Here is a 21,189-nt window from a genome sequence, read left to right as displayed (position 1 = left end):
ACGCAAAGCCGACTGATGCGGCTAAGAAGAGCTGACCATCGCTTGTGAGAATAAAGGCCGGGATGTGAACCATCCCGGCCTTTTTATGCAACGCTGAGCATATGGATCAGGCCAAGGCTGATTGCGCAGAGCGCAACGAGCGAAAGCACTGCGGTCAGTGTCACCCGGCCACCTGCCGACGCCACCGAACGGATATCGACGCCGAGGCCAAGGGCTGCCATCGAAATGATGGTGAGTATGGTCGAGGCATATTGAATGCCAGGCAGAATCGTTTCCGGTATCAGATGCAGCGAATGCAGCGCCATCATGCCAAGGAAGCCGAGGATGAACCATGGCACCAGCTGGAAGAAGCCCGGCTTGGCATTCGCATCCTTGTTACCGGCGAGAAGCGCCAGCGCAAGAATAACCGGTCCCAGCATCAGAACGCGCACGAGTTTCACCAGCGTGCCAAGCTGGACACTGATCGTCGCGACCGGCGCAGTGGCCGCTAAAACCTGTGGCACTGCATAAACGGTCAGGCCCGCCAGCACGCCATATTGCGTGTGCGACAGCCCCAGAAGTGGCACCAGCAGTGGCAGAAGCAGCACGACGACCACGCCGAGAATAGCGGTGAAGGCGATCGAAGCCGCTACGTCCTCGCTTCCCGCGCCGATAACCGGTGCGGTTGCGGCAATAGCGGAATTGCCGCAAATGGAATTCCCGCAGGCGACCAGCACGGCCATCCGATGCGGAAGCTTCAGTAAACGCCCGATCCCGTAGCTGAGCGTAATAGCCAGCACCACAACGCCTGCGATACCGAAAATAAGCCCCGAACCCGCAGCCACCACCGCGCTGGCGCTGATCGACGCGCCAAGCAATACCACTGCAATTTCCAGAAGAAGCTTGGCGGAAAAGCCGATGCCCTTGTTGAACTGCTTGCCCGGACGCAGGAACGTCCGCACGACCGTGCCGAGAAGGATGGCGATCACCAGCGCTTCGAGCCAGGCGCGCCCTGCATAATGTTCCTCGACTTTTTCGAGTCCGATCGCGGCGATAGCAACGGCGACGCTCAAGCCAAGTCCCGGGAGGATGTTCTGGATTTTGGAGTAGGTCATTTTCAGCATTTCAAATCTGACTGTCTGCATTTTTCGCATTATCCCGCGCAAAACCGCTTCGCACTTTTGCTGGAAATGCTGTTTTCATTCGCATTGTCCTACGCAAAACCACTTCGCACTTTTGCTGGAAATGCTCGTATGAGAATTATTTTCTGATTAGATGCCTGTTTTTCCCTGTTCAATCCATTTCATTATATGGCATATTTCATTTGATAAAATCGAACGATCATCGCTATGACACTGGAACAGCTACGAATTTTCATTGAAGTCGCCGAGCGTGAGCACCTCACGCGAGCCTCGGAAGCCCTGCATCTGACCCCTTCGGCGGTCAGTTCGGCCATCCGCACCATGGAAGATCGCTACGGAGCGACGCTCTTCAACCGCATCGGGCGGCGGATCGAGCTGACCGGTGACGGGCGCATGTTTCTGGACGAGGCACGCGCAACGTTTGCGCGCGCCCGTTCTGCCGAGCGGATGCTATCGGAACTTGGTGGCGGCAAACGGGGCATTCTCGCCATTCATGCCAGCCAGACCATCGCCAGCTATTGGCTGCCGTCCTTTCTGGCACAGTTTCACGCCGCCTACCCCTTGATCGACGTGCGACTGACGCTTGGCAATACGGAAAGCGTTACCGAGGCGACACAGGAAGGCGTCGCAGATATTGGCCTCGTCGAAGGTGCTGTGCAGGCGCCGTCGCTATCAATCAGCAAGGTTGCAAGCGACCAGCTTATTCTGGTGGCGCGCCCCCATCATGACTGGGGTACGGGCGGCAAACTCACCTGGGATCGGCTTTTCGAGGGAAAATGGATCTTGCGTGAACAGGGATCGGGAACGCGCAGCGTTTTCGAGGATGCGATGCGCGCTTCCGGTTATAATCCGGCGCGACTGCATGTGGCGCTGGAACTGCCATCGAACGAAGCCATCTGTTCGGCGGTGCGCTCCGGTGATTACGTGACGGCCATATCGGAACTTGTCGCCGCCCCGCATCTTGCTGCCGGAACTCTGGTAAAGGCGGATTTTGCTCTCCCGCAGCGCCAGTTTCTCATGCTGCAGCACAACGACCGCTACAGGACGAAAGCGCTGCAGTCTTTCGCCAACTTGCTGAGTGGCGGGGATCAGCGGATCTGACGTAATAGCTCCGGCTGCGGGAAGCAGGTTGACGCCATGCCGTTTTTCGCCTGCCACAGGCCGATCGAGCGGCGGGTCTTGAAGCCGGGCAGACCGTCCGGCTTGCCGACATCATAGCCCAGCGCCTGCATGCGTTTCTGCATTGCGCCGATATCAGAGCGATACATGGAGCCGACGTCGCCCCATCCACGGCTGAAATCGCCCGCGCCATAGGCGATACGATCACCGACGTGGCCGATGAAGAGCGCATAGAGATCGCTCATATTATAGTCTTTGAGCACGTAGAAATTCGGGCTCACGACAAAGGCCGGACCGTAGCGACCGGCGGGCATGAGCAGAAAGCCCTCGCCCTTCATTTCATTGGCCGGAAACGGTTTGCCATTCACCCGCGTAATGCCGAGCTTTGCCCATTCGGCAATCGTCTTGCCCTGATCCGGACCTTCCAGCGAGCAGGATACGTTCTGCGGAACGCTCACTTCAAAGCCCCAGTCACGCCCCTTCTGCCAGCCATGCAGCTTCAGATAATTGGCGATGGAGGCAAGCGTATCCGGCACGGAGTTCCAGATGTCGCGCTTGCCGTCACCGTCGAAATCGACAGCATGTTTCAGATAGGAAGTCGGCATGAATTGCGGCTGGCCGAGTGCACCCGCCCATGAGCTTTTCATAGCGGCTTCGTCGATATAGCCCTTGGAAGCGATTTCGAGCGCAGCAATCAGTTCCTTCCGGAACATGTCCTTGCGGGTGGCCATAAAAGCCTTGGTGCCAAGAACTTCATAAGCATTGTAGGGAATCTTCACCGTGCCGAAGCCGGATTCGCGGCCCCATACGGCAAGCAGGATCGGCCCCGGAACACCGTATTTCTGTTCGATGCGCTTCAGGAGATTGGCATATTGGCCATAGCGCCCCTTGCCGCCGCTTGTGACCGCGCCCATCGTCTTTGCATTGAAATATTTGCCGGGTGCACCGAATTCCGCCTGTTTCTGCTCTTTCGGTGTCGAGGGCTTTTCGCCGGGGATGACAAGGTCTGGCAGCTTCCAGTTGATCGAGACACCGGCAAAAGCCTGATCGAACACGGCGCGCGATACGCCTGCTGCCTTCGCTTCCGGCCAAAGGTCCTTTTCGAGCCAGTTGCGATACTGGCTTTCAACCTGCGCCTTGGACGGCGCGGCAATGGCGGGAGAAATGGCAAGGCTGGCAACCAGTGCGAGACCAATCTTCAGGCTATGCTTCCAATTTCCCGCTGCCATGCCTTCTCCATTAGTTCTAAAGGGTGGTTCTTGCCCGCAAGGCGGCAGCCAGCGTGCCTTCATCCAGATAATCAAGCTCGCCGCCGACCGGGACGCCATGGGCAAGCCGCGTGACACGAACGTCGAAGCTCGACAGCTGGTCGGTGATGTAATGCGCCGTGGTCTGACCTTCGACGGTAGCGTTGACCGCGAGAATCACTTCCTTGATCTCACCCGTGGAAACCCGTTCCACCAGTCCTTTAATGTTGAGATCGTCCGGGCCGATGCCATCGAGCGGTGACAGGCGACCGCCGAGAACATGATAGCGCACATTCATCGTGCCTGCCCGCTCCAACGCCCAGAGATCGGAAACGTCTTCCACGACAATAAGAGTGGTGGGATCGCGACGTTCATCGGTGCAGATCGTGCACGGATCGGACGTATCGACATTGCCGCAACAAGAACAGATGCGTACCTTTTCGGCAGCTTCCTGCATGGCGCCACCAAGCGGCACCAGAAGCGCTTCTTTCTTCTTGATGAGATGCAGCGCCGCACGACGGGCCGAACGCGGCCCAAGCCCCGGCACGCGGGCCAGGAGCTGGATAAGACGTTCGATTTCGGGACCGGCTATTCGTTTGGACATCTTTTAAGGCAATACGGCAATAGGGCGGTAAGACAATAAGGAAAGCAGAGGCAGCAACGTTTCGGGCAGATAAAACATACTGCCCTAATGCCTTACTGCCCTACTCACTTAAAACGGCAGCTTGAACCCCGGAGGAATCGGCAGACCAGCGGTGAGCGACTGCGTCTTCTCGGCCATGGCCGCTTCAAGCTTGGCCTTGGCGTCGTTATGCGCCGCGATGATCAGGTCTTCGAGGATTTCCACCTCTTCTTCCTTCATCAGCGACGGATCGATTTTCAGCGCCGACAGGGTGCCCTTGCCGGAAAGCGTGATCGTCACCAGCCCGCCGCCCGATGAGGCCGAGGCTTCCATGGTGGCGATCTCGTCCTGCATGGCCTTCATCTTGGCCTGCAATTCCTTCGCCTGCTTCATCATGCCCATCATGTCACGCATGGGTTCACTCCATCATTCCGTAAATCAGTCGTCTTCAGACGGTGCGCCCGGTGTTTCCACCACGGCATCGAGGTCAATGTCCTCGTCGTCATTCTGTTCCGGTACGGCAATGCGCACGTCGGTGATTTTTGCCCCCGGAAAGGCCGCGAGAATAGCGGCGACATCGGGATCGGCGCGGGCATCGGTCACCAGATTGTCGCGTCGCTCGGTTTCCGCCTCCGAAATGGTCTGCCCGGCCACGTCACGCGCGACCGTCACCACCCAGCGAATGCCGGTCCAGTTCAGGAGGCGTTGCGAAATATCGCTCGGCAGAGATTTCGGCGCATCGTCGGTCAGGCCGATTTCGAGCCGCCCGGGTGCAATGGATGCAAGGCGCACGCAACCCTTGACCAGAATCTTGAACTGCATGTCGCGGTGCTTGTCGGCAAGTGCGACGACATCATGCAAGCTGTTGACCGGCGCCGAAGGCTGCGGCGTGTTCTCGACAAACTGCTGCGGTGCGGCTGACGGCTGAACCGGCTGTGGTGGTGTTTCCACGATACGCATGGCCGTTGCCGATCCACCGGAAGCTGGAGCCATCGAAGACGATCCAACCGCATCGGCGGCAAAACGCGCTTCCGGCGCACCACCGCCGCCATTCGGCCGCGGATTGCCCGGCTGCGGAGCCGGCGCCGAAACGGAGCCATTGTCGAGACCGCGAATCGCCTCGTCCAGCGTCGGCAGATCTGCGGCATGGGCAAGCCGGATCAAAAGCATTTCTGCAGCCTGAACCGGTCTCGTCGCCGTATCGACTTCCGCAATGCCCTTGAGCAGCATCTGCCAGGTGCGCGACAGCACACGGACAGAAAGTTTCTGCGCGAATTCACGACCGCGCACGCGCTCATCTTCCGACAGGGACACGTCTTCGGCCACATCCGGCGTGAAACGCAGTCGTGTCACGAGATGGTTGAAATCGGCAAGATCGGTCAGCACGACCGACGGGTCGGCACCGACATCATACTGCGCGCGAAATTCCGTCAGTGCGCCAGCCACATCGCCACGCATCAGCATCTCGAAGAGGTCGATGATACGGGCACGGTCGGCAAGGCCCAGCATGGAGCGCACGGCTTCCGCCGTGACAGTACCCGCACCATGCGCGATGGCCTGATCGAAGATCGACAGCGAATCGCGTGCCGAGCCCTCGCCTGCGCGTGCGATCATGGCGAGCGACGTATCATCCACCGCGATCTGTTCCGCTTCCGCGATGCGGCGCAGATGCTGCGCCAGCGTGCCCGATTCGATACGGCGCAGGTCGAAGCGCTGGCAGCGCGACAGAACCGTGATCGGAACTTTTCGGATTTCGGTGGTGGCAAAGATGAATTTGACGTGCGGCGGTGGCTCTTCCAGTGTCTTCAACAGGCCGTTGAAAGCCTGATTGGAGAGCATGTGCACTTCGTCGATGATGTAGACCTTGTAGCGCGCCGAAACCGGGCGGTAACGCACCTGCTCGATGATCTCGCGGATATCGTCGATACCGGTATGCGAGGCGGCATCCATCTCGATCACATCGACATGACGGCCTTCCATGATCGCCTGGCAGTTTTCGCCCTGCACGGAAAGGTCGATGGTCGGCTGGTCGATCGTATCGGTCTTGTAATTGAGCGCACGCGCCAGAATGCGCGCCGTCGTGGTCTTGCCGACCCCGCGAACGCCGGTAAGCATCCAGGCCTGCGCAATGCGGCCCGTCTCGAACGCGTTCTTGAGCGTGCGAACCATCGGCTCCTGGCCGATAAGGTCGTTGAAATTCTGGGGGCGATACTTGCGGGCGAGAACGCGATAGGCGCCATCGGCGGATTTTGTGTCCATAGCGACCCTTCCGTTCTTCCTGTTCCGCTTTTTCTCAGTCGCCAGTTTGGACCGGACGCATGAGCGGCGTCAACCAAAGAGGCAACCCATCAACAGTCGTCGGCGTAGCGAGAAAGGGTGGGAGGCTGGCACGATGACCCGTGCCGTGGCTCGTTAGGGCTGCTTCCTTCCGGACCTGACCCGGTTGGCGAGTGGCTCGTCCACCACCAACCTCCCACGCTGCATATCGTCAATTGTGAAGCAAAAAGCAAGGAGGGCGCCACGCAAAAAGCAAGCGCTGGACGAAAAAAACTGGTAAATGTCGGCCTATGGAACAATTCGAACTCGATAAACGGCTCAATGCCGACACTTTTTCCGTGGCCAAGCTCGGCCTGTGCGAGCTTCGGTTGATGAACGACCGGCGCTGGCCATGGTTGATCCTGGTGCCGCGCCGTCCTGGCCTAGCTGAAATCCATGACATGACGCCACTCGACCAGACCATGCTGACCTTCGAGTTGGGCATCGTTGCGCAGGCACTCAAGACTGTGACGGGTTGCCAGAAGATCAATACGGGCGCGCTCGGCAATATCGTTCGGCAGCTGCATCTGCATGTGATCGCCCGCAATGAAGGCGATGCGGGCTGGCCCGGCCCTGTCTGGGGCTTTGGCACCCGCGAGACCTATGACGAAAAAGACGCCCGCCAGCTGATCGCCGACATTCGCACGGCGCTTTAATTTGCTTTCACGCGTATCTTTTCCGAAAATCGTTTCACACTTTTCGGGATGCGCTTTAAATCCCCCAACAATTCCGAGATAGATATGACTTTCCGTCTCTACGATCTGCCGGAAATCGAACCGAGCCGATCTGTCGGATTTTCCGGCAACCGCATCGACCGCCAATCCGAAAAGCGGCAGGATGACTCTGCCTTCACGGCGCTGGAACTTCCCGAAACGCGAATCATGTTGCTTGGCGGTAACCGGCTGCTTCTCGACTACGCCGATGAAAAAGCGCCACGCGCATTGTTCCGCCTCGGTGAGGCGAAGGACTTTGCGCCCGATCTTCACGAGCCGATTTTTCTCGGTCTTCAGGACGGCGCGCCGCTTGTCGCTTTGACGACACCGCTCGACCCCGAGACGATGGAAACGCCTTTCCGTCTGCAGGATTATCGCAGCATTTATACCGAAGGGCTGGTATCCGCCGACCTGCTCGGCGCGCTGGCGCAAGCCGCAGCGCTGACCGCATGGCATGCCAATCACCGTTTCTGCGGACGCTGCGGTACAAAAACCGACATGCGCGCTGGCGGTGCCAAGCGGCAATGCCCGAACTGTGGTGCGGAACATTTCCCGCGTACCGACCCGGTGGCGATTATGCTGCCGGTGCGCGGCGAAAAATGCATTCTGGCACGCAGCCCGCATTTCGCGCCCGGTTCCTATTCCTGCCTCGCAGGTTTTATCGAGCACGGCGAAACAATCGAGGCCGCCGTGCGCCGCGAAAGTGTCGAGGAAATGGGGCTCTCCATCGGTCGCGTTGCCTATCATGCGAGCCAGCCCTGGCCGTTTCCCTATTCGCTGATGATCGGCTGTCATTCCGAGGTTTTGAGCGACGACTTCACTATCGACCGTTCGGAGCTGGAAGACGGTCGCTGGTTCTCGAAGGCCGAAGTGCGGACAATGCTGGAAGGCACACATGAAAATGGGTTGCGGGTGCCACCGTCCGGCGCCATCGCAACCCATCTGATAAAGGCCTGGGTCTACGACGCAGGCTGATTATTCTGCTGCCAGCAGATGCGTATCGCGGATATCGCTGCCTTTGTAGACGCCGAGAATCCGCACTTCCTTGGTGAAGAACCGCAATTCTTCCAGCGCAAGCTGCAGATTTGCGTCTTCCGGGTGTCCTTCGACATCGGCATAGAACTGCGTGGCGATGAAACGCCCGCCGATCTGATAGCTTTCGAGCTTCGTCATGTTGATGCCATTGGTGGCAAAGCCGCCCAGCGCCTTGTAGAGCGCAGCCGGGACGTTGCGCACGCGGAAGACAAAAGTCGTCACGATGCGTTCGCCATTTTCGGGACGCTGTGCCCATTGCTTGTTCTTGGACAGAACAACGAAGCGGGTCACATTATCTTCCGAATCCTCGACATTTTCTTCCAGAATATCGAGACCATAGAGCTCGGCGGCAAGGCTTGGTGCCAAGGCCGCCATGGAACGATCTTTCATATCGGCGACGAGGCGAGCGGCTCCCGCCGTATCGCCTGCGATGACGCCCTTCCAGCCATTCTGGCGGATGACGTTGCGGCACTGGCCAAGCGCATGGACATGGCTGTGTACCGTCTTGATTTCCTCGCGCTTGACGCCCGGAAGCACCATCAGCTGGAAATGGATCGGCAGGAAATATTCGCCAATGATATGCATGTCGGCGAGCGGCAGCAGATAATGAATATCGGCGACGCGACCGGCCAGAGTGTTCTCGATCGGGATCATGGCGAGGTCGGCAGCGCCGGTTTCAACCGCGTTGAAGGCATCCTCGAAAGTCGGGCACGGCAAAGGCTCCATATCGGGAAACATGTTGCGGCACGCCGTATCGGAATTTGCGCCCGCTTCACCCTGAAAGGAAATCCTGTTGGTTTTCATCGTACCGTGCTTTCTTAAATGCCACTCATCGGTGGCCCGTTAGATACCCTGTGCTACAAGAATGCGCGCGCGGTCAAGATCGGCCTGCGTATCAACGCCGAGCGGCACCGTCCTCACAAGTTCCACATCAATACGCATTCCGGCTTCAAGAGCCCGCAATTGCTCGAGTTTTTCGCGCTTCTCCAAGGGAGACGGCCCAAGCTTCACAAAGCGTTCAAGCGCTGAGCGGCGATAGGCGTAAAGGCCGATATGGTGATAGAGCGGGCCTTCACCGTAGGGCGCGGTTGCGCGGGTGAAATAAAGTGCGCGCAGGCGGCTGTTGCCGGCAAGCGGGGAGCCGACGATCTTCACCACACTCGGATTGGTCTTCTCCGACTCTTCCTCGATTTCGACGCCGAGCGTTGCAATGTCGGCAGGTCCGTCTTCCAACGGCAGAAGCGCACGGCGGATGATATCGGGATCGATGGTCGGCAGGTCGCCCTGAACGTTCACCACGGCATCGAACTCGCCCGCCGGATCGACTTTCATCAATGCTTCATAGATGCGGTCGGAGCCGGATTCGTGATCCTCGCGCGTCATGATGGCTTCATGGCCATGCGCGGTAACGATTGAAAAAATCTCTTCGCTGTCGGTTGCAACCACCGTCCGGCCCAGCTTTGCAGCCGCTGCACGATCGGCCACATGCACGATCATCGGCTTGCCGCAAATATCGGCGAGCGGCTTGTTCGGCAGCCGCGTGGACGCCATGCGTGCCGGGATAAGAGTGAGTGTCTTTAATGTCTGAAGCATCATCGCCTCTTGAGATCGATAAGGTCGCGGACGTCTTTTAAACCGCTTTCGAGGCGCTGGAAATGCATCAAAAGTGTCAAAAAGTCACGGGTCTAGTTACCGTTATAGGTGTTGCATCGCCCTGGTAAAAGACCTAGTTTCCGCCCGATGCCGGGGAGAGAATTGCGACCTTTATTGAAGGTTTGCATGCCGGCTAGGAGAGCGTTCTCGGGGAGAGCGTTTTGGTAGAGGGAGCGCTGACCGGCGATGAATTCAACCCGGACTAACAAGTTTATCATGGCTTTTCTGGCAACGGTTTTCGTTGTCATGACGACAGGCATCCTGTCCGATTCGCTGTTTCACTCGCCTGCGCCCGAAAAGCCGGGCTTTATCATCGAAGCGGCGGAAGCCTCGACCGGTGAAGGGGGCGCTGCACCGGCCAAGGAAGAAGTTTCCATTGCGACGTTGCTGCAGTCTGCCGATCCGGCGCGCGGTGAAACCGTCTTCAAGCGTTGCGCTGCATGCCATACCGGTGAAAAGGGTGGCGCCAACAAGGTCGGTCCGCATCTGTGGGATGTCGTGAACCGTCCGGCTGCCTCTGTTGAAGGTTTCGGCTATTCGGCTCCCATGAAGGAGTTCGGTGCTGCGGGCAACAAGTGGGATTTTGAACATCTCAACAAGTTCCTGACCTCGCCGAAGGGCTACATCAAGGGCACGGCCATGGGCTTTGCTGGCGACAAGAAGGACAATGAACGCGCTGATCTGATCGCTTATCTGCGCACACTGTCCGACAATCCGGCTCCGCTGCCGACCGCTGATGCGGCACCTGCCGCTGGTGGCGATGCAAAGCCGGCTGAGGGCGGCGAAGCCAAGCCAGCCGAAGGCGAAAAGCCTGCAGAAGGCGGCGAACAGAAGCCTGCAGAACCGGCACCCGCCAATTAAACCTGCAGGATAGAAACATGATCAAAGCCCGGTTCGCCGGGCTTTTTTCGTGCCCGCATTAAATTTCTTGCCCGCATGCCTTTCTTCCTCCGCAAAAACCCATAAAACTCGTTCGAATATATCCGAAACAGGAACGGAGAGGCTGGATGAGAGCTTTTTGGGCGGGTGCGTTTGCGGTGGCCATGCTTGCGAGCACGGTTTCAATTGGTCGCGCAAATGACGCGGAACCCCAATGGCGATATTCCTCCAGCCTGCTTGGCGAGCCCAAATATCCTGCTGATTTCAAGCACTACGACTATGTGAAACCCGATGCGCCGAAAGGCGGCACGCTGAACATGGTCGCCGTTGGCACCTTCGACAGTCTCAATCCATTTGTGGTGCAGGGGGTCGCAGCCGCCGGCCTGTCCGATTTCGGCGGCGGTCTTCTCTACGACACGCTGATGACGGATTCGCTCGATCAGGGATCGACGCAATACCCGCTCATTGCTGAAGCCCTGCAATATCCCGATGATTTCTCCTGGGTTAAGTTCAAGCTCAATCCAAAAGCGAAATGGCACGATGGCCAGCCGATCACCGTCGATGACGTGATCTGGTCGTTCGATGTGCTGAAGAAGCAGTCGCCGATGTACAACAAATATTATGGCGACGTGGAGAAGGCGGAAAAGACTGGCGAACATGAGGTGAAATTCACCTTCAGCCAAAAGGGCAATCGCGAATTGCCGCAGATTCTGGGACAGCTTGCCGTTCTGCCCAAGCACTGGTGGGAAGGCAAGGATGCACAGGGCAAGCAGCGCGACATTACCCGTCCGACGCTTGAAATCCCGCTCGGCTCTTCCGCCTACAAGATCGACAGCATGACGCCCGGACGCTCCATCATCTGGGCGCGCGTCGATGACTATTGGGGCAAGGATTTGGGCGTCAATGTCGGGCGCAATAATTTCGACCGCCTGCGCTACGAGTACTATTTCAACGAGGATGCAACCTGGGAAGCCTTCAAGAAGGGCGGACAATACGATTATCGCAACGAGAATCGTGCCCAGCGCTGGGCTGAACAGTATAATTTCCCAGCAGTGCAGCGCGGCGATGTCGTGAAGGCTTCGTTTCCCTTCCATGCCGCCGGACGTATGCAGGGCTATTTCCTGAACACGCGCCGCGACAAATTCAAGGACCCGAAAGTGCGTCAGGCGCTGACCTACGCCTTCGACTTCGAATCGATGAACCGCTTGCTGTTCTTCAACCAGTATCAGCGCATCAACAGCTATTTCGCAGGCAACGAACTGGAACTGAGCGGCCCGCCGACGCCCGAGGAACAGGCCATTCTGGAAACGGTGAAGGATTCGCTTCCTGCTGATGCACTGACGAAGGAATTCAAGCTGCCGGTCTATGACACACCGCAGGCCACCCGCGAAAATCTGCGCACCGCGCTGAAACTCTTTTCGGAAGCCGGCTGGACAGTGCAGGGCAACAAGCTCGTCGATGCCAAGGGCAATCCGTTCACCATCGAATTTCTCGGCAAGGATCCGACGGACGAGCGTATTTACAATCCGTTCGCCGCAAGCCTGCGCAAGATCGGCATCAACGCGACCGTGCGTATCGTCGACACGGCGCAATATCAGGCCCGCGTCAATGATTTCGACTATGATGTGGTCACCTCCGTCATCCCGCAGAGCAGTTCACCCGGCAATGAGCAGCGCGACATGTGGGGTTCCAAGGCCGCTGACTTCAAAGGCAGCCGCAACTATGCCGGTATCAAGAACCCGGCCATCGACAAGCTGATCGACCATGTCATCTATGCCAAGGATCGTGAGGAGCTGGTCGCCTCGACCCATGCGCTCGACCGGGCGCTCTTGTGGAACTATTACGTCATTCCGCAATGGTACTCAGATCACATCAATGTGGCCTATTGGAATAAATTCGGAATGCCTGAAAAGCAGCCGGACTATCTTGGGATTGACCCGTTCTCCTGGTGGATAGACCCTGCGAAGGAAGCCAAGCTCAAAACCGGCAGTGAATGAGGGCGGAGCGAGAATGACAATCCTTCGCATGAACCGCCGCCATTTTCTGGGGCTTTCGGGAAGTGCCGCCGTTGCAGCCTTCCTGCCGCCAAGGGCTTTTGCCGACATCCCGACAGGCAAAGCGCTGCATGGGCTTTCGACTTTCGGTGATCTGAAATACGGTCCCGATTTCTCCCATTTCGACTATGCCAGTCCCGAAGCACCGAAGGGCGGCACGTTCAATTTCGCGCCGTCGAGCTGGGTCTGGAACCAGAATACCGACACGTTCAATACGCTCAATACCTTCACGTTCAAGGGTGATGCGCCGCCGCGCATGGAGCTGACCTTCGATACGCTGATGGCTTCGGCGCTGGATGAGCCGGATTCTGTCTATGGTCTCATCGCGGAAAGTGCGACGCTTTCGAAAGATCGCCGCAGTTGCACTTTCAAGCTTCGCAAGGAGGCGCGTTTTCACGACGGCTCGCCTATTGAGGCGAAAGACGTGCTGTTCACCTATGCGACCATCAAGCAGAAAGGCCATCCAACGCTGCGCCAGTATCTGGCAGGCGTCGAAAAGGTGGAGGCAACCGGCAGCCGAGAAGTGCGCATGCGCTTCGTCGAAGGGCGCGGACCGAACGCCATCCTTGATGCCGTGGCCGTGCCGATCCTGTCGGAAAGCTGGTTCAAAGATCGCGATTTCGAAGCCACGACCATGGAGCCGGTGCTGGGCTCAGGCGCTTACAAGGTCGGCAATTTCGCCGCCGGTCAGTTCATCGAGTATGAGCGCGTCGAGGATTATTGGGCGAAAGATCTGCCGGTGCAGAAGGGCTTCAATCATTTCGACCGCATCCGTATCGAGTTTTTCCGCGACCGCCAGCCTCAGTTCGAAGCCTTCAAGAAAGGCAGTATCGACTACCGCGAGGAGACCGTCTCCAAGAACTGGGCGACGGCCTATGACTTCCCGGCCATTCAGCAGGGAAAGGTCATCAAGCGCACTTTTCCGAAAGAGAAGCGCCCGCTGATGCAGGCATGGGCGCTGAACCAGCGCCGCGAACGGTTCCGCGATCCGCGCGTGCGCGAAGCAATTGCGCTCTGCTTCGACTTCGAATGGACGAATGAGAACCTTTTCTACAAGGTCTATGCCCGCTCGCAGTCGTGCTTCAACGGATCGGATTTTCAGGCGAGCGGCATGCCGACGCTCGATGAACTGAAAGTTCTTGAACGTTATCGCGGAAAACTGCCGGATGCGGTTTTCAGTGAAGCCGTGCTAATGCCGGTATCGGACGGAACAGGCCGCGACCGCGCGCAGTTCGCGCGGGCCATCAAGCTGTTGGAGGAAGCGGGTTTCGAGCGCAAGAACGGCCAGTTCCACGACAAGGACGGGTCGAAATTCGCGCTGGAGATTCTTTCCAATTCGGAAGCCTTCACCCGGGTCTACAATCCTTATGTGCAGAAGCTGCGCGCCATCGGCATTGACGCCAGCCTGCGGCTTGTCGATGCAAGCCAGTATCAGGTACGGATGCAGGACTTCCAGTTCGACATGGTGGGTATGGCGTTGCAGTTCAGCCCCACGCCGACGCAGGAATCGCTTGCCGGGATGTTTGGTTCCGAATCGGCCAAGGTGCCGGGCAGCTATAATCTTCCCGGTACGGAAGACCCGTTGATCGATGCGCTGATTGCAGATATCGGCAAGGTTTCGACGCGCGAAGAACTCGTCGCCACGATGCAGGTGCTCGATCGGTACTTGCGTATCCGGCGCGACTGGATTCCAAATTGGACGACAGCGAATCATCTCGCGGCCTATTGGGACCGGTTCGGTTTCAAGGAGCCGAAGCCCGATTATGGCTTTCCCGTCGAGACGCTGTGGTGGATTAAGGCGTGATTTCGCGAAACCGAAACCGGTTTTCGACATCACGCTCTATAATGAAAAGGCAGAAGCTGTTGGCAAGCCATAAGATAAACCTGAACCTGCGGAGAAAACCGGGCTGATGGGCGCATATATTCTCCGCCGTCTGCTTCTGATGATTCCGACGATACTCGGCATCATGGCTATTTCCTTCGCTGTGGTTCAGTTCGCCCCGGGCGGTCCGGTCGAGCGCGTGATTGCGCAGCTTTCAGGCCAGGGCGGCGACGCTCTCGACCGCCTTTCCGGCGGTGGTGGCGATTTCGGGCAAAGTGCCGTCGACAGCGGCTCGGTCAATTCCAAATATCGCGGCGCGCAGGGGCTCGACCCGCAATTCATTGCCGATCTGGAAAAGCAGTTCGGTTTCGACAAGCCGCCGCTGGAACGGTTCGGCCAAATGCTGTGGAACTATCTGCGCTTCGATTTCGGCCGCAGCTATTTTCGCGATATCAGCGTGATCGACCTCATCAAGGAAAAGATGCCGGTTTCAATCTCGCTCGGCCTGTGGCTGACTTTTCTGTCCTACATGATCTCGATTCCGCTCGGCATTCGCAAGGCGATCAAGGATGGTTCGCGCTTCGACACCTGGACCAGCGCCGTCATCATCGTCGGTTACGCCATCCCAAGCTTCCTGTTTGCGATCCTGCTGATCGTGCTGTTTGCGGGCGGCTCGTTCTTCGACTGGTTCCCGCTGCGTGGCCTCACCTCTCCCGATTTCGCGCAAATGTCGTTCTGGGGCAAGATCGGCGACTATCTGTGGCATATGGTGCTGCCGGTGACTGCACTCGTGCTTTCCGCCTTCGCCACAACGACGTTGCTGACCAAGAATTCGTTTCTGGAAGAAATCCGCAAGCAATATGTAACCACGGCGCGCGCCAAAGGGCTGACCGAGAATCAGGTTCTCTATCGGCACGTCTTCCGCAATGCGATGCTGATCGTGATCGCCGGTTTTCCGGGCGCCTTCATCTCGGCCTTCTTCACCGGTTCGCTTTTGATCGAAACCATCTTCTCGCTCGACGGGCTTGGACTGCTGGGCTACCAGTCGGTCATCAACCGCGATTATCCGGTAGTCTTCGCCAATCTCTTCATCTTCTCGCTGATCGGCCTTCTGGTCGGCCTTTTGTCCGACCTCACCTATACGTGGATCGATCCGCGCATCGACTTTGACCGGAGGGACGTGTGATGACCGACACCACCCTCACCCCTGTCGTGCAACCGGTAAAGCGCCCGTGGCTTTCACCACTCAACAAGCGCCGCTGGCAGAACTTCAAGGCCAACAAGCGCGGTTACTGGTCGCTGTGGATCTTCCTGTTCCTGCTCATCGCAGCGCTTTGTTCCGAGTTCATCGCAAATGACCGGCCCATTCTCGTTTCCTACAAAGGCGAGTTGCTGATGCCGGTTTTCGTGGATTATCCGGAAGAGAAATTCGGCGGCTTTTATGCCGTCACCGACTATCGCGACCCGGTGATACAGGATGAAATCAACAACAATGGCTGGGCCATCTGGCCGCCGATCCGCTATTCCTACAACACCGTGAACAACGAGATACCGGAAGCCGCGCCTTCCAAACCGTTCTGGCTCTATTCGGCGGAAGAGCGCTGCCAGCGCTATCCGCAAGGCGTGAGCGATCCCAATTGTCGCTTCGGCAATTTCAATCTGCTCGGCACCGACGATCAGGCGCGCGATGTATTCGCACGCGCACTCTACGGCTTCCGTATTTCGGTGCTGTTCGGCCTGATTCTCACCTTCTTCTCGGCAATAATCGGTGTGACAGCGGGTGCGGTTCAGGGTTATTTCGGCGGCTGGGTCGATCTTCTGTTCCAGCGCTTCATCGAAATCTGGTCCTCGATCCCGGTTCTCTACCTGTTGCTGATTATCGCGGCGATATTGCCGCCCGGCTTCTGGGTGCTTCTGGGCATCATGTTGTTGTTTTCATGGGTGGCTTTCGTCGGCGTCGTGCGCGCGGAATTTCTGCGAGCGCGAAACTTCGAATATGTGAACGCGGCGCGTGCGCTCGGCGTGAAGAACGGCACCATCATGTGGCGGCATCTCCTGCCCAACGCCATGGTCGCGACACTGACTTTCCTGCCTTTCATCCTGAACGGCTCCATCACCACCCTCACCTCGCTCGACTTCCTCGGTTTCGGCCTGCCGCCCGGTTCAGCTTCGCTGGGCGAACTGCTCGCACAAGGCAAGAATAACCTGCAGGCACCCTGGCTCGGCATTACCGGCTTTGTGGTCATCTCGCTGATGCTGTCGCTTCTGATCTTCATCGGTGAGGCAACACGCGACGCCTTCGATCCGCGAAAGGCATTTCAATGAGTGGGCCAATGAGCGGGTCAATGATCGAATCAGGGAACAATATCCTGCTGTCCGTTCGCGATCTGTCCGTCGCATTCCGCCAGAATGGCGAGGAACGCATTTCCGTCGACCGCGTATCCTTCGACATTGCCGAAGGCGAAACGGTCGCCCTTGTCGGCGAATCGGGATCAGGCAAATCCGTCTCGGCCCTGTCCATCCTGAAGCTGCTGCCTTATCCGTCTGCCAGCCATCCTTCCGGAGAAATTCTTTTCAATGGCAAGGATTTGATGAAGGCTTCGGAGCCGGAACTGCGCCGTGTGCGCGGCAACGACATCACGATGATCTTTCAGGAGCCGATGACATCGCTCAATCCGCTGCACAGTGTGGAGAGGCAGATCGGTGAAATCCTGAAAATGCATCAAGGCATGGGGGAGCAGGCCGCACGGGCGCGGACGCTGGAACTTCTGAACGAAGTCGGCATTCGCGAACCGGAAAAGCGCCTGTCGGCCTTCCCGCACCAGCTTTCCGGCGGCCAGCGCCAGCGCGTCATGATCGCCATGGCGCTTGCCAACAAGCCGAAGCTGCTGATTGCCGACGAGCCGACCACAGCGCTCGATGTCACCGTGCAGGCCCAAATCTTGAAGCTGCTGGCCGAGCTTAAAGCTGCACAGGGCATGTCGATGCTCTTCATCACCCACGACCTCGGCATTGTGCGCAAGATCGCCGACAAGGTCTGCGTGATGAGCAAGGGCAAGATCGTCGAGGCCGGGCCGACCAAAGAGATTTTCGAAAACCCGCAGCATCCCTACACCAAGCACCTGCTTGCGGCTGAACCGAAGGGCGAGCCGCCTGCCGCCGATCCAGCAGCAAAAACGGTGATGGAAGGCAAGGATATCCGTGTCTGGTTCCCGATCAAGAAGGGGTTCATGCGCAAGACCGTCGACCATGTGAAGGCGGTGGACGGCATCGACGTAAACTTACGCGCCGGACAGACGCTCGGCGTCGTCGGCGAATCGGGTTCCGGCAAAACGACGCTTGGCCTCGCACTGTCGCGCATGATTTCGTCCAAGGGCGAGATCAGGTTCGACGGGCGCGATATCGCCAAGTTCAGCTTCAAAGATATGCGCCCGCTGCGCCGCGAGATGCAAATCGTGTTTCAGGACCCATTCGGCTCGCTCTCACCGCGCATGACCATCGCGGACATCATCGCCGAAGGGCTTCTGGTGCATGAGCCTAAACTGTCGGCAGACGAACGCGATGCGCGTGTCGTTGCCGCGCTCAACGAGGTCAATCTCGATCCGGAAACCCGCTTCCGCTATCCGCACGAATTTTCAGGTGGCCAGCGCCAGCGCGTCGCCATTGCACGTGCCATGGTGCTGAACCCGAAATTTGTTATGCTGGACGAACCGACCTCCGCGCTCGATATGAGCGTGCAGGCGCAGGTGGTCGATCTGTTACGCGCATTGCAGAAGAAGCATGATCTCGCCTATCTTTTCATCAGCCACGATCTGAAAGTGGTGCGAGCGCTGGCAAATGACGTGCTGGTGATGCGCAACGGCAAGGCAGTCGAATATGGCGCGGCGAAGGATGTCTTCGCCAACCCGCAGACCGATTATACCAAGGCGTTGATGGCGGCAGCCTTCCGGATGGAAGCAACAGAGGGAGGAACGAAGCAATGACAAACAATGATAAGGGCAATATCCTTCTGGCGATCACCGACTGGGACCCGGAAATCTGGCTGAAGACGTTTCGGGATCACGCGCCGGATCGTCCGGTGGTGACGGATCGCACGGAAAAAGATCCGTCCGTCAAATATGCGCTTGTCTGGAAGCAGAAGCCGGGCTCGCTTGAGAACCTGCCCAATCTGAAGGTGATCTTCTCGCTGGGCGCAGGCGTCGATCATGTCTTCCGCGATGACCGGATTCCCGATGTACCACTGGTGCGCATCATCTCCGACGATCTCACTATGCGCATGACGGAATATGTCGTCTGGCAGGTGCTGGATCATCACCGCCTCGGACAGCGCTATCGCAAGCAACAGCAGAATCATGTCTGGCATGAGGATCGCCGTCAGCCTGCTGCTCATGAAGTCACTGTCGGCATCATGGGCCTCGGCGTGCTGGGTCGCGATGCGGCGGAAAAGCTGAAGTTGCTCGGCTTCAATGTCACCGGTTGGAGCCGTCGCCCGCAAGAGATCGATGGCGTGCAGACCTATCACGGCAAGGACGGCTTTGGGAAATTCCTCAAGACGGCTGACATCTTCGTCTGTCTGCTGCCGCTGACGCCCGACACAAAGGGCATCCTCTCCATGTCGATGTTCGCGCAATTGAAGAGCGACGGGCCTCTCGGCGCGCCGGTGCTGATCAATGCCGGACGAGGCGGTCTGCAGAACGAGGCCGATATTCTGGCCGCACTCGACCGCGGGCTTCTTTCGGCAGCTTCGCTTGACGTGTTCACGCAGGAACCGTTGCCGACCAGCAGCCCGCTCTGGGATCATCCGCGCGTGACGATCACTCCACACGCGGCGGCAAGCTCATCTGCAACCGCTCTTGTGCCGCAGATCATCCGGCAGATCGAAGCCTTCGAGCGGGACGGAACGCTGGAACATATTGTAGATCGCAGCACGCAATATTAGGCAGCAATCCCAATTGCTCCATCCTCGCCGACCGTCACCCGATGGCCGGCGAGTTGCTTTTGCGCCTCGCGGTCGAATTCAACGGCGATAGGCACGTCATGCCCCATTTCACGAGCCACGATGAGGCCAAGGAGCAGGATCGCATCCGGTTCATGCAGGACAATGGCCGCAGGCGCATGACCACTATGGACCAGTTCCAGAAGAACGGCTGCTGCCGATGACGACCCGATGGTTCCGGGCAGGCACAACACACACCCGGCGATGCTCTGCCCATGTTCTGGATGGCGCACATCGGCAATCCGCCCGCTCTTCGGATCGACACCGCCCCAGAAGCTAATCGGCGCGGAGAGAACCAGCGCCTCAGCATCTGCCCCTTTTCCTGCAACGAGTACGGTGCTTTCCCCGATGCTCATGCCGCCTGCCTCCCGAAAACCGGCCTGCCCGCAACCGCGCTTTCCACGCATTCTTCCAACGAACCGTAAAGCACGCCATAGCCGGTGTTGCCAGGTGCATAATGCGCGAACTTGCCGGAATTCGTCATAAGGATGGCATCATCCTTAGCTGGCAAAATTGGTGTAACAACCACGCATGTGTCGGCGACAATCACGACGCCTGCTTTTTCAAGCGCCTGCCTGCGTCCGTCTTTCTCCAGCTCAACCAGTGCATGACGACCCGTGCAGGCATAAAGCGGCACCGCGAGCTTGCGTTCCGCTATGGCGCACTCCAGACGGTCGAATTCGGTTATCGAAAGATGCGGACTGCCAATGGCAACCGCATCGATATGATCGACCTGCTCGACTGTCGAAAGACGCTTGCGCGTCGCCTCGATCATTTCTCGTGTGACGCGGATGACGCCTTCCGGCTTCTGGTGCTGCAAAGCCGTTTCAAGATCGGGCGCTTCGGGCGTGACACCAGCAACATGGAATAGACCGACTGCTCCAACCGATGCCGATGCCGCGCCGAAAGCCTTGAGATCGTCTTCATCGGGATGGACCGGACTGCCTGCAACGACACCGATATTCGTGCCAACGCTGCGACCAAACAGATTGCCGAGAATAGGCCAGGCGACTTCCGAAGACAGAAACGCCGGGTCCAGCGTCGAAATATCGATCACCACCGTAGCGCGACGGTTTTCGCTGCGATGCAGACCATAATCGGGCGCGCGGCCAGCAATCGCACAGGCAATATCGAGGAAATCGCCATAACGATTGGTACGCGCACCCAGAACCGAATTGCAGAACACGACTGCATTGGATTCACCCCAGGCGACATCTGTGCCCTTTGCTGGCCTGTGTCCCGCCTGATACGGAGCGCAGGTCCAGGTCGGCTCGCAGCCAAGCTTGATATAGGCGCGCATCATGCGCTTGGCCATATCAGCTTCGTGAGCCGGCAAAAGATTACGCGAGCAGCCCGTCAGATCGATAGAGCCGACATTGAGCGTCGAGCGGACTTTGACCTTTGCACCACCCTCAACCAGCTTTTCTGCGAAAAGCGTTCCGCTATCGCCGTGATAAAGCGCACCGTCAATATGTGCCGATGCAACCGGAATAAGGCGCGGCGCGCCCATCAGCCTTGCTGTTTCGGCGACAATGCGCATGGCCATCGCAGCGCCTTCTCCCTGTTCCCCGGCGGCTATCGACCGCTCTTCATGGGTTAGTGTCGATACCAT

General features: G+C 58.1%; 19 protein-coding genes and 1 other RNA gene. 10 read left to right on the top strand and 10 right to left on the bottom strand.

All coding sequences use genetic code 11. The features are described from left to right. Positions 1-83 precede the first annotated feature (83 nt). Entirely contained in the window at positions 84-1,103 is a 1,020-nt protein-coding gene (locus FG152_RS04575) for a YeiH family protein (RefSeq protein WP_029926101.1), read from the bottom strand. Between the two features lie 225 nt (positions 1,104-1,328). Between FG152_RS04575 and FG152_RS04570 the strand changes: the two genes are divergently transcribed. Continuing rightward, complete coding sequence (locus FG152_RS04570) at positions 1,329-2,222, top strand: LysR family transcriptional regulator (protein WP_029926103.1); 894 nt, start codon at positions 1,329-1,331, stop codon at positions 2,220-2,222. Here FG152_RS04570 and FG152_RS04565 read toward each other — a convergent pair. The 5 genes from FG152_RS04565 to ffs form a co-directional block, all read right to left on the bottom strand. Next, positions 2,210-3,469, bottom strand: a complete 1,260-nt coding sequence (locus tag FG152_RS04565; RefSeq protein WP_029926105.1) for a lytic murein transglycosylase — start codon at positions 3,467-3,469, stop codon at positions 2,210-2,212. The genes FG152_RS04570 and FG152_RS04565 overlap by 13 nt on opposite strands. A 16-nt stretch (positions 3,470-3,485) precedes the next feature. Continuing rightward, the gene (recR, locus tag FG152_RS04560) at positions 3,486-4,091 is read right to left on the bottom strand and encodes a recombination mediator RecR (RefSeq protein ID WP_010657830.1); all 606 of its coding nucleotides are present in this window, start codon (positions 4,089-4,091) and stop codon (positions 3,486-3,488) included. Between the two features lie 108 nt (positions 4,092-4,199). Continuing rightward, positions 4,200-4,523 (bottom strand): YbaB/EbfC family nucleoid-associated protein, encoded by a 324-nt coding sequence (locus FG152_RS04555; RefSeq protein ID WP_010657829.1) that lies wholly within the window; start codon positions 4,521-4,523, stop codon positions 4,200-4,202. A gap of 24 nt (positions 4,524-4,547) precedes the next feature. Then, entirely contained in the window at positions 4,548-6,368 is a 1,821-nt protein-coding gene (locus FG152_RS04550; protein WP_498985352.1) for a DNA polymerase III subunit gamma/tau, read from the bottom strand. Positions 6,369-6,485: 117 nt separating this feature from the next. Further along, positions 6,486-6,583, bottom strand: an RNA gene (ffs, locus tag FG152_RS04545) — signal recognition particle sRNA small type. Positions 6,584-6,676: 93 nt separating this feature from the next. Between ffs and FG152_RS04540 the strand changes: the two genes are divergently transcribed. After that, positions 6,677-7,081, top strand: a complete 405-nt coding sequence (locus tag FG152_RS04540; RefSeq protein ID WP_010657827.1) for an HIT domain-containing protein — start codon at positions 6,677-6,679, stop codon at positions 7,079-7,081. Positions 7,082-7,165: 84 nt separating this feature from the next. Further along, complete coding sequence (gene nudC, locus FG152_RS04535; protein WP_498985350.1) at positions 7,166-8,113, top strand: NAD(+) diphosphatase; 948 nt, start codon at positions 7,166-7,168, stop codon at positions 8,111-8,113. Here nudC and FG152_RS04530 read toward each other — a convergent pair whose 3' ends face one another. Continuing rightward, positions 8,114-8,977, bottom strand: a complete 864-nt coding sequence (locus tag FG152_RS04530) for a prephenate dehydratase (protein WP_011982259.1) — start codon at positions 8,975-8,977, stop codon at positions 8,114-8,116. It abuts the gene before it with no gap. A 39-nt stretch (positions 8,978-9,016) separates the two neighbouring features. Next, positions 9,017-9,766: a 3-deoxy-manno-octulosonate cytidylyltransferase gene (locus FG152_RS04525; RefSeq protein WP_010657824.1), complete on the bottom strand. Its 750-nt coding sequence runs from the start codon at positions 9,764-9,766 to the stop codon at positions 9,017-9,019. A 246-nt stretch (positions 9,767-10,012) separates the two neighbouring features. Here FG152_RS04525 and FG152_RS04520 point away from each other — a divergent pair, with 246 nt between their 5' ends. From FG152_RS04520 to FG152_RS04490, 7 genes are all read left to right on the top strand, one after another. After that, positions 10,013-10,687: a c-type cytochrome gene (locus tag FG152_RS04520; RefSeq protein WP_029926112.1), complete on the top strand. Its 675-nt coding sequence runs from the start codon at positions 10,013-10,015 to the stop codon at positions 10,685-10,687. 146 nt (positions 10,688-10,833) lie between these two features. Continuing rightward, positions 10,834-12,702, top strand: a complete 1,869-nt coding sequence (locus FG152_RS04515; protein ID WP_029926119.1) for an extracellular solute-binding protein — start codon at positions 10,834-10,836, stop codon at positions 12,700-12,702. A 13-nt stretch (positions 12,703-12,715) separates the two neighbouring features. Continuing rightward, complete coding sequence (locus FG152_RS04510) at positions 12,716-14,563, top strand: extracellular solute-binding protein (protein WP_029926120.1); 1,848 nt, start codon at positions 12,716-12,718, stop codon at positions 14,561-14,563. 106 nt (positions 14,564-14,669) lie between these two features. Continuing rightward, entirely contained in the window at positions 14,670-15,767 is a 1,098-nt protein-coding gene (locus FG152_RS04505; protein ID WP_010657819.1) for a microcin C ABC transporter permease YejB, read from the top strand. After that, entirely contained in the window at positions 15,767-16,906 is a 1,140-nt protein-coding gene (locus FG152_RS04500; protein ID WP_029926121.1) for an ABC transporter permease, read from the top strand. The genes FG152_RS04505 and FG152_RS04500 overlap by 1 nt, the downstream gene beginning before the upstream one ends. Further along, positions 16,903-18,564 (top strand): ABC transporter ATP-binding protein, encoded by a 1,662-nt coding sequence (locus FG152_RS04495; protein WP_043062742.1) that lies wholly within the window; start codon positions 16,903-16,905, stop codon positions 18,562-18,564. The genes FG152_RS04500 and FG152_RS04495 overlap by 4 nt, the downstream gene beginning before the upstream one ends. After that, positions 18,561-19,520 (top strand): 2-hydroxyacid dehydrogenase, encoded by a 960-nt coding sequence (locus FG152_RS04490; protein WP_029926123.1) that lies wholly within the window; start codon positions 18,561-18,563, stop codon positions 19,518-19,520. Before FG152_RS04495 ends, FG152_RS04490 begins: the two co-directional genes overlap by 4 nt. Here FG152_RS04490 and FG152_RS04485 read toward each other — a convergent pair. After that, the gene (locus tag FG152_RS04485) at positions 19,517-19,933 is read right to left on the bottom strand and encodes an aconitase X swivel domain-containing protein (RefSeq protein WP_010657815.1); all 417 of its coding nucleotides are present in this window, start codon (positions 19,931-19,933) and stop codon (positions 19,517-19,519) included. The genes FG152_RS04490 and FG152_RS04485 overlap by 4 nt on opposite strands. Next, positions 19,930-21,189 carry an aconitase X gene (locus tag FG152_RS04480; protein ID WP_029926125.1) on the bottom strand — a complete coding sequence of 420 codons (1,260 nt, stop codon included), beginning with the start codon at positions 21,187-21,189 and terminating at the stop codon, positions 19,930-19,932. The genes FG152_RS04485 and FG152_RS04480 overlap by 4 nt, the downstream gene beginning before the upstream one ends.

This window comes from Ochrobactrum sp. XJ1 (genome assembly GCF_024701725.1).
GTDB classification, from domain to species: Bacteria; Pseudomonadota; Alphaproteobacteria; order Rhizobiales; family Rhizobiaceae; genus Brucella; species Brucella anthropi.
Note: the sequence above shows the minus strand (reverse complement) of the source record. Positions and strands in the feature narration are given on the sequence as shown.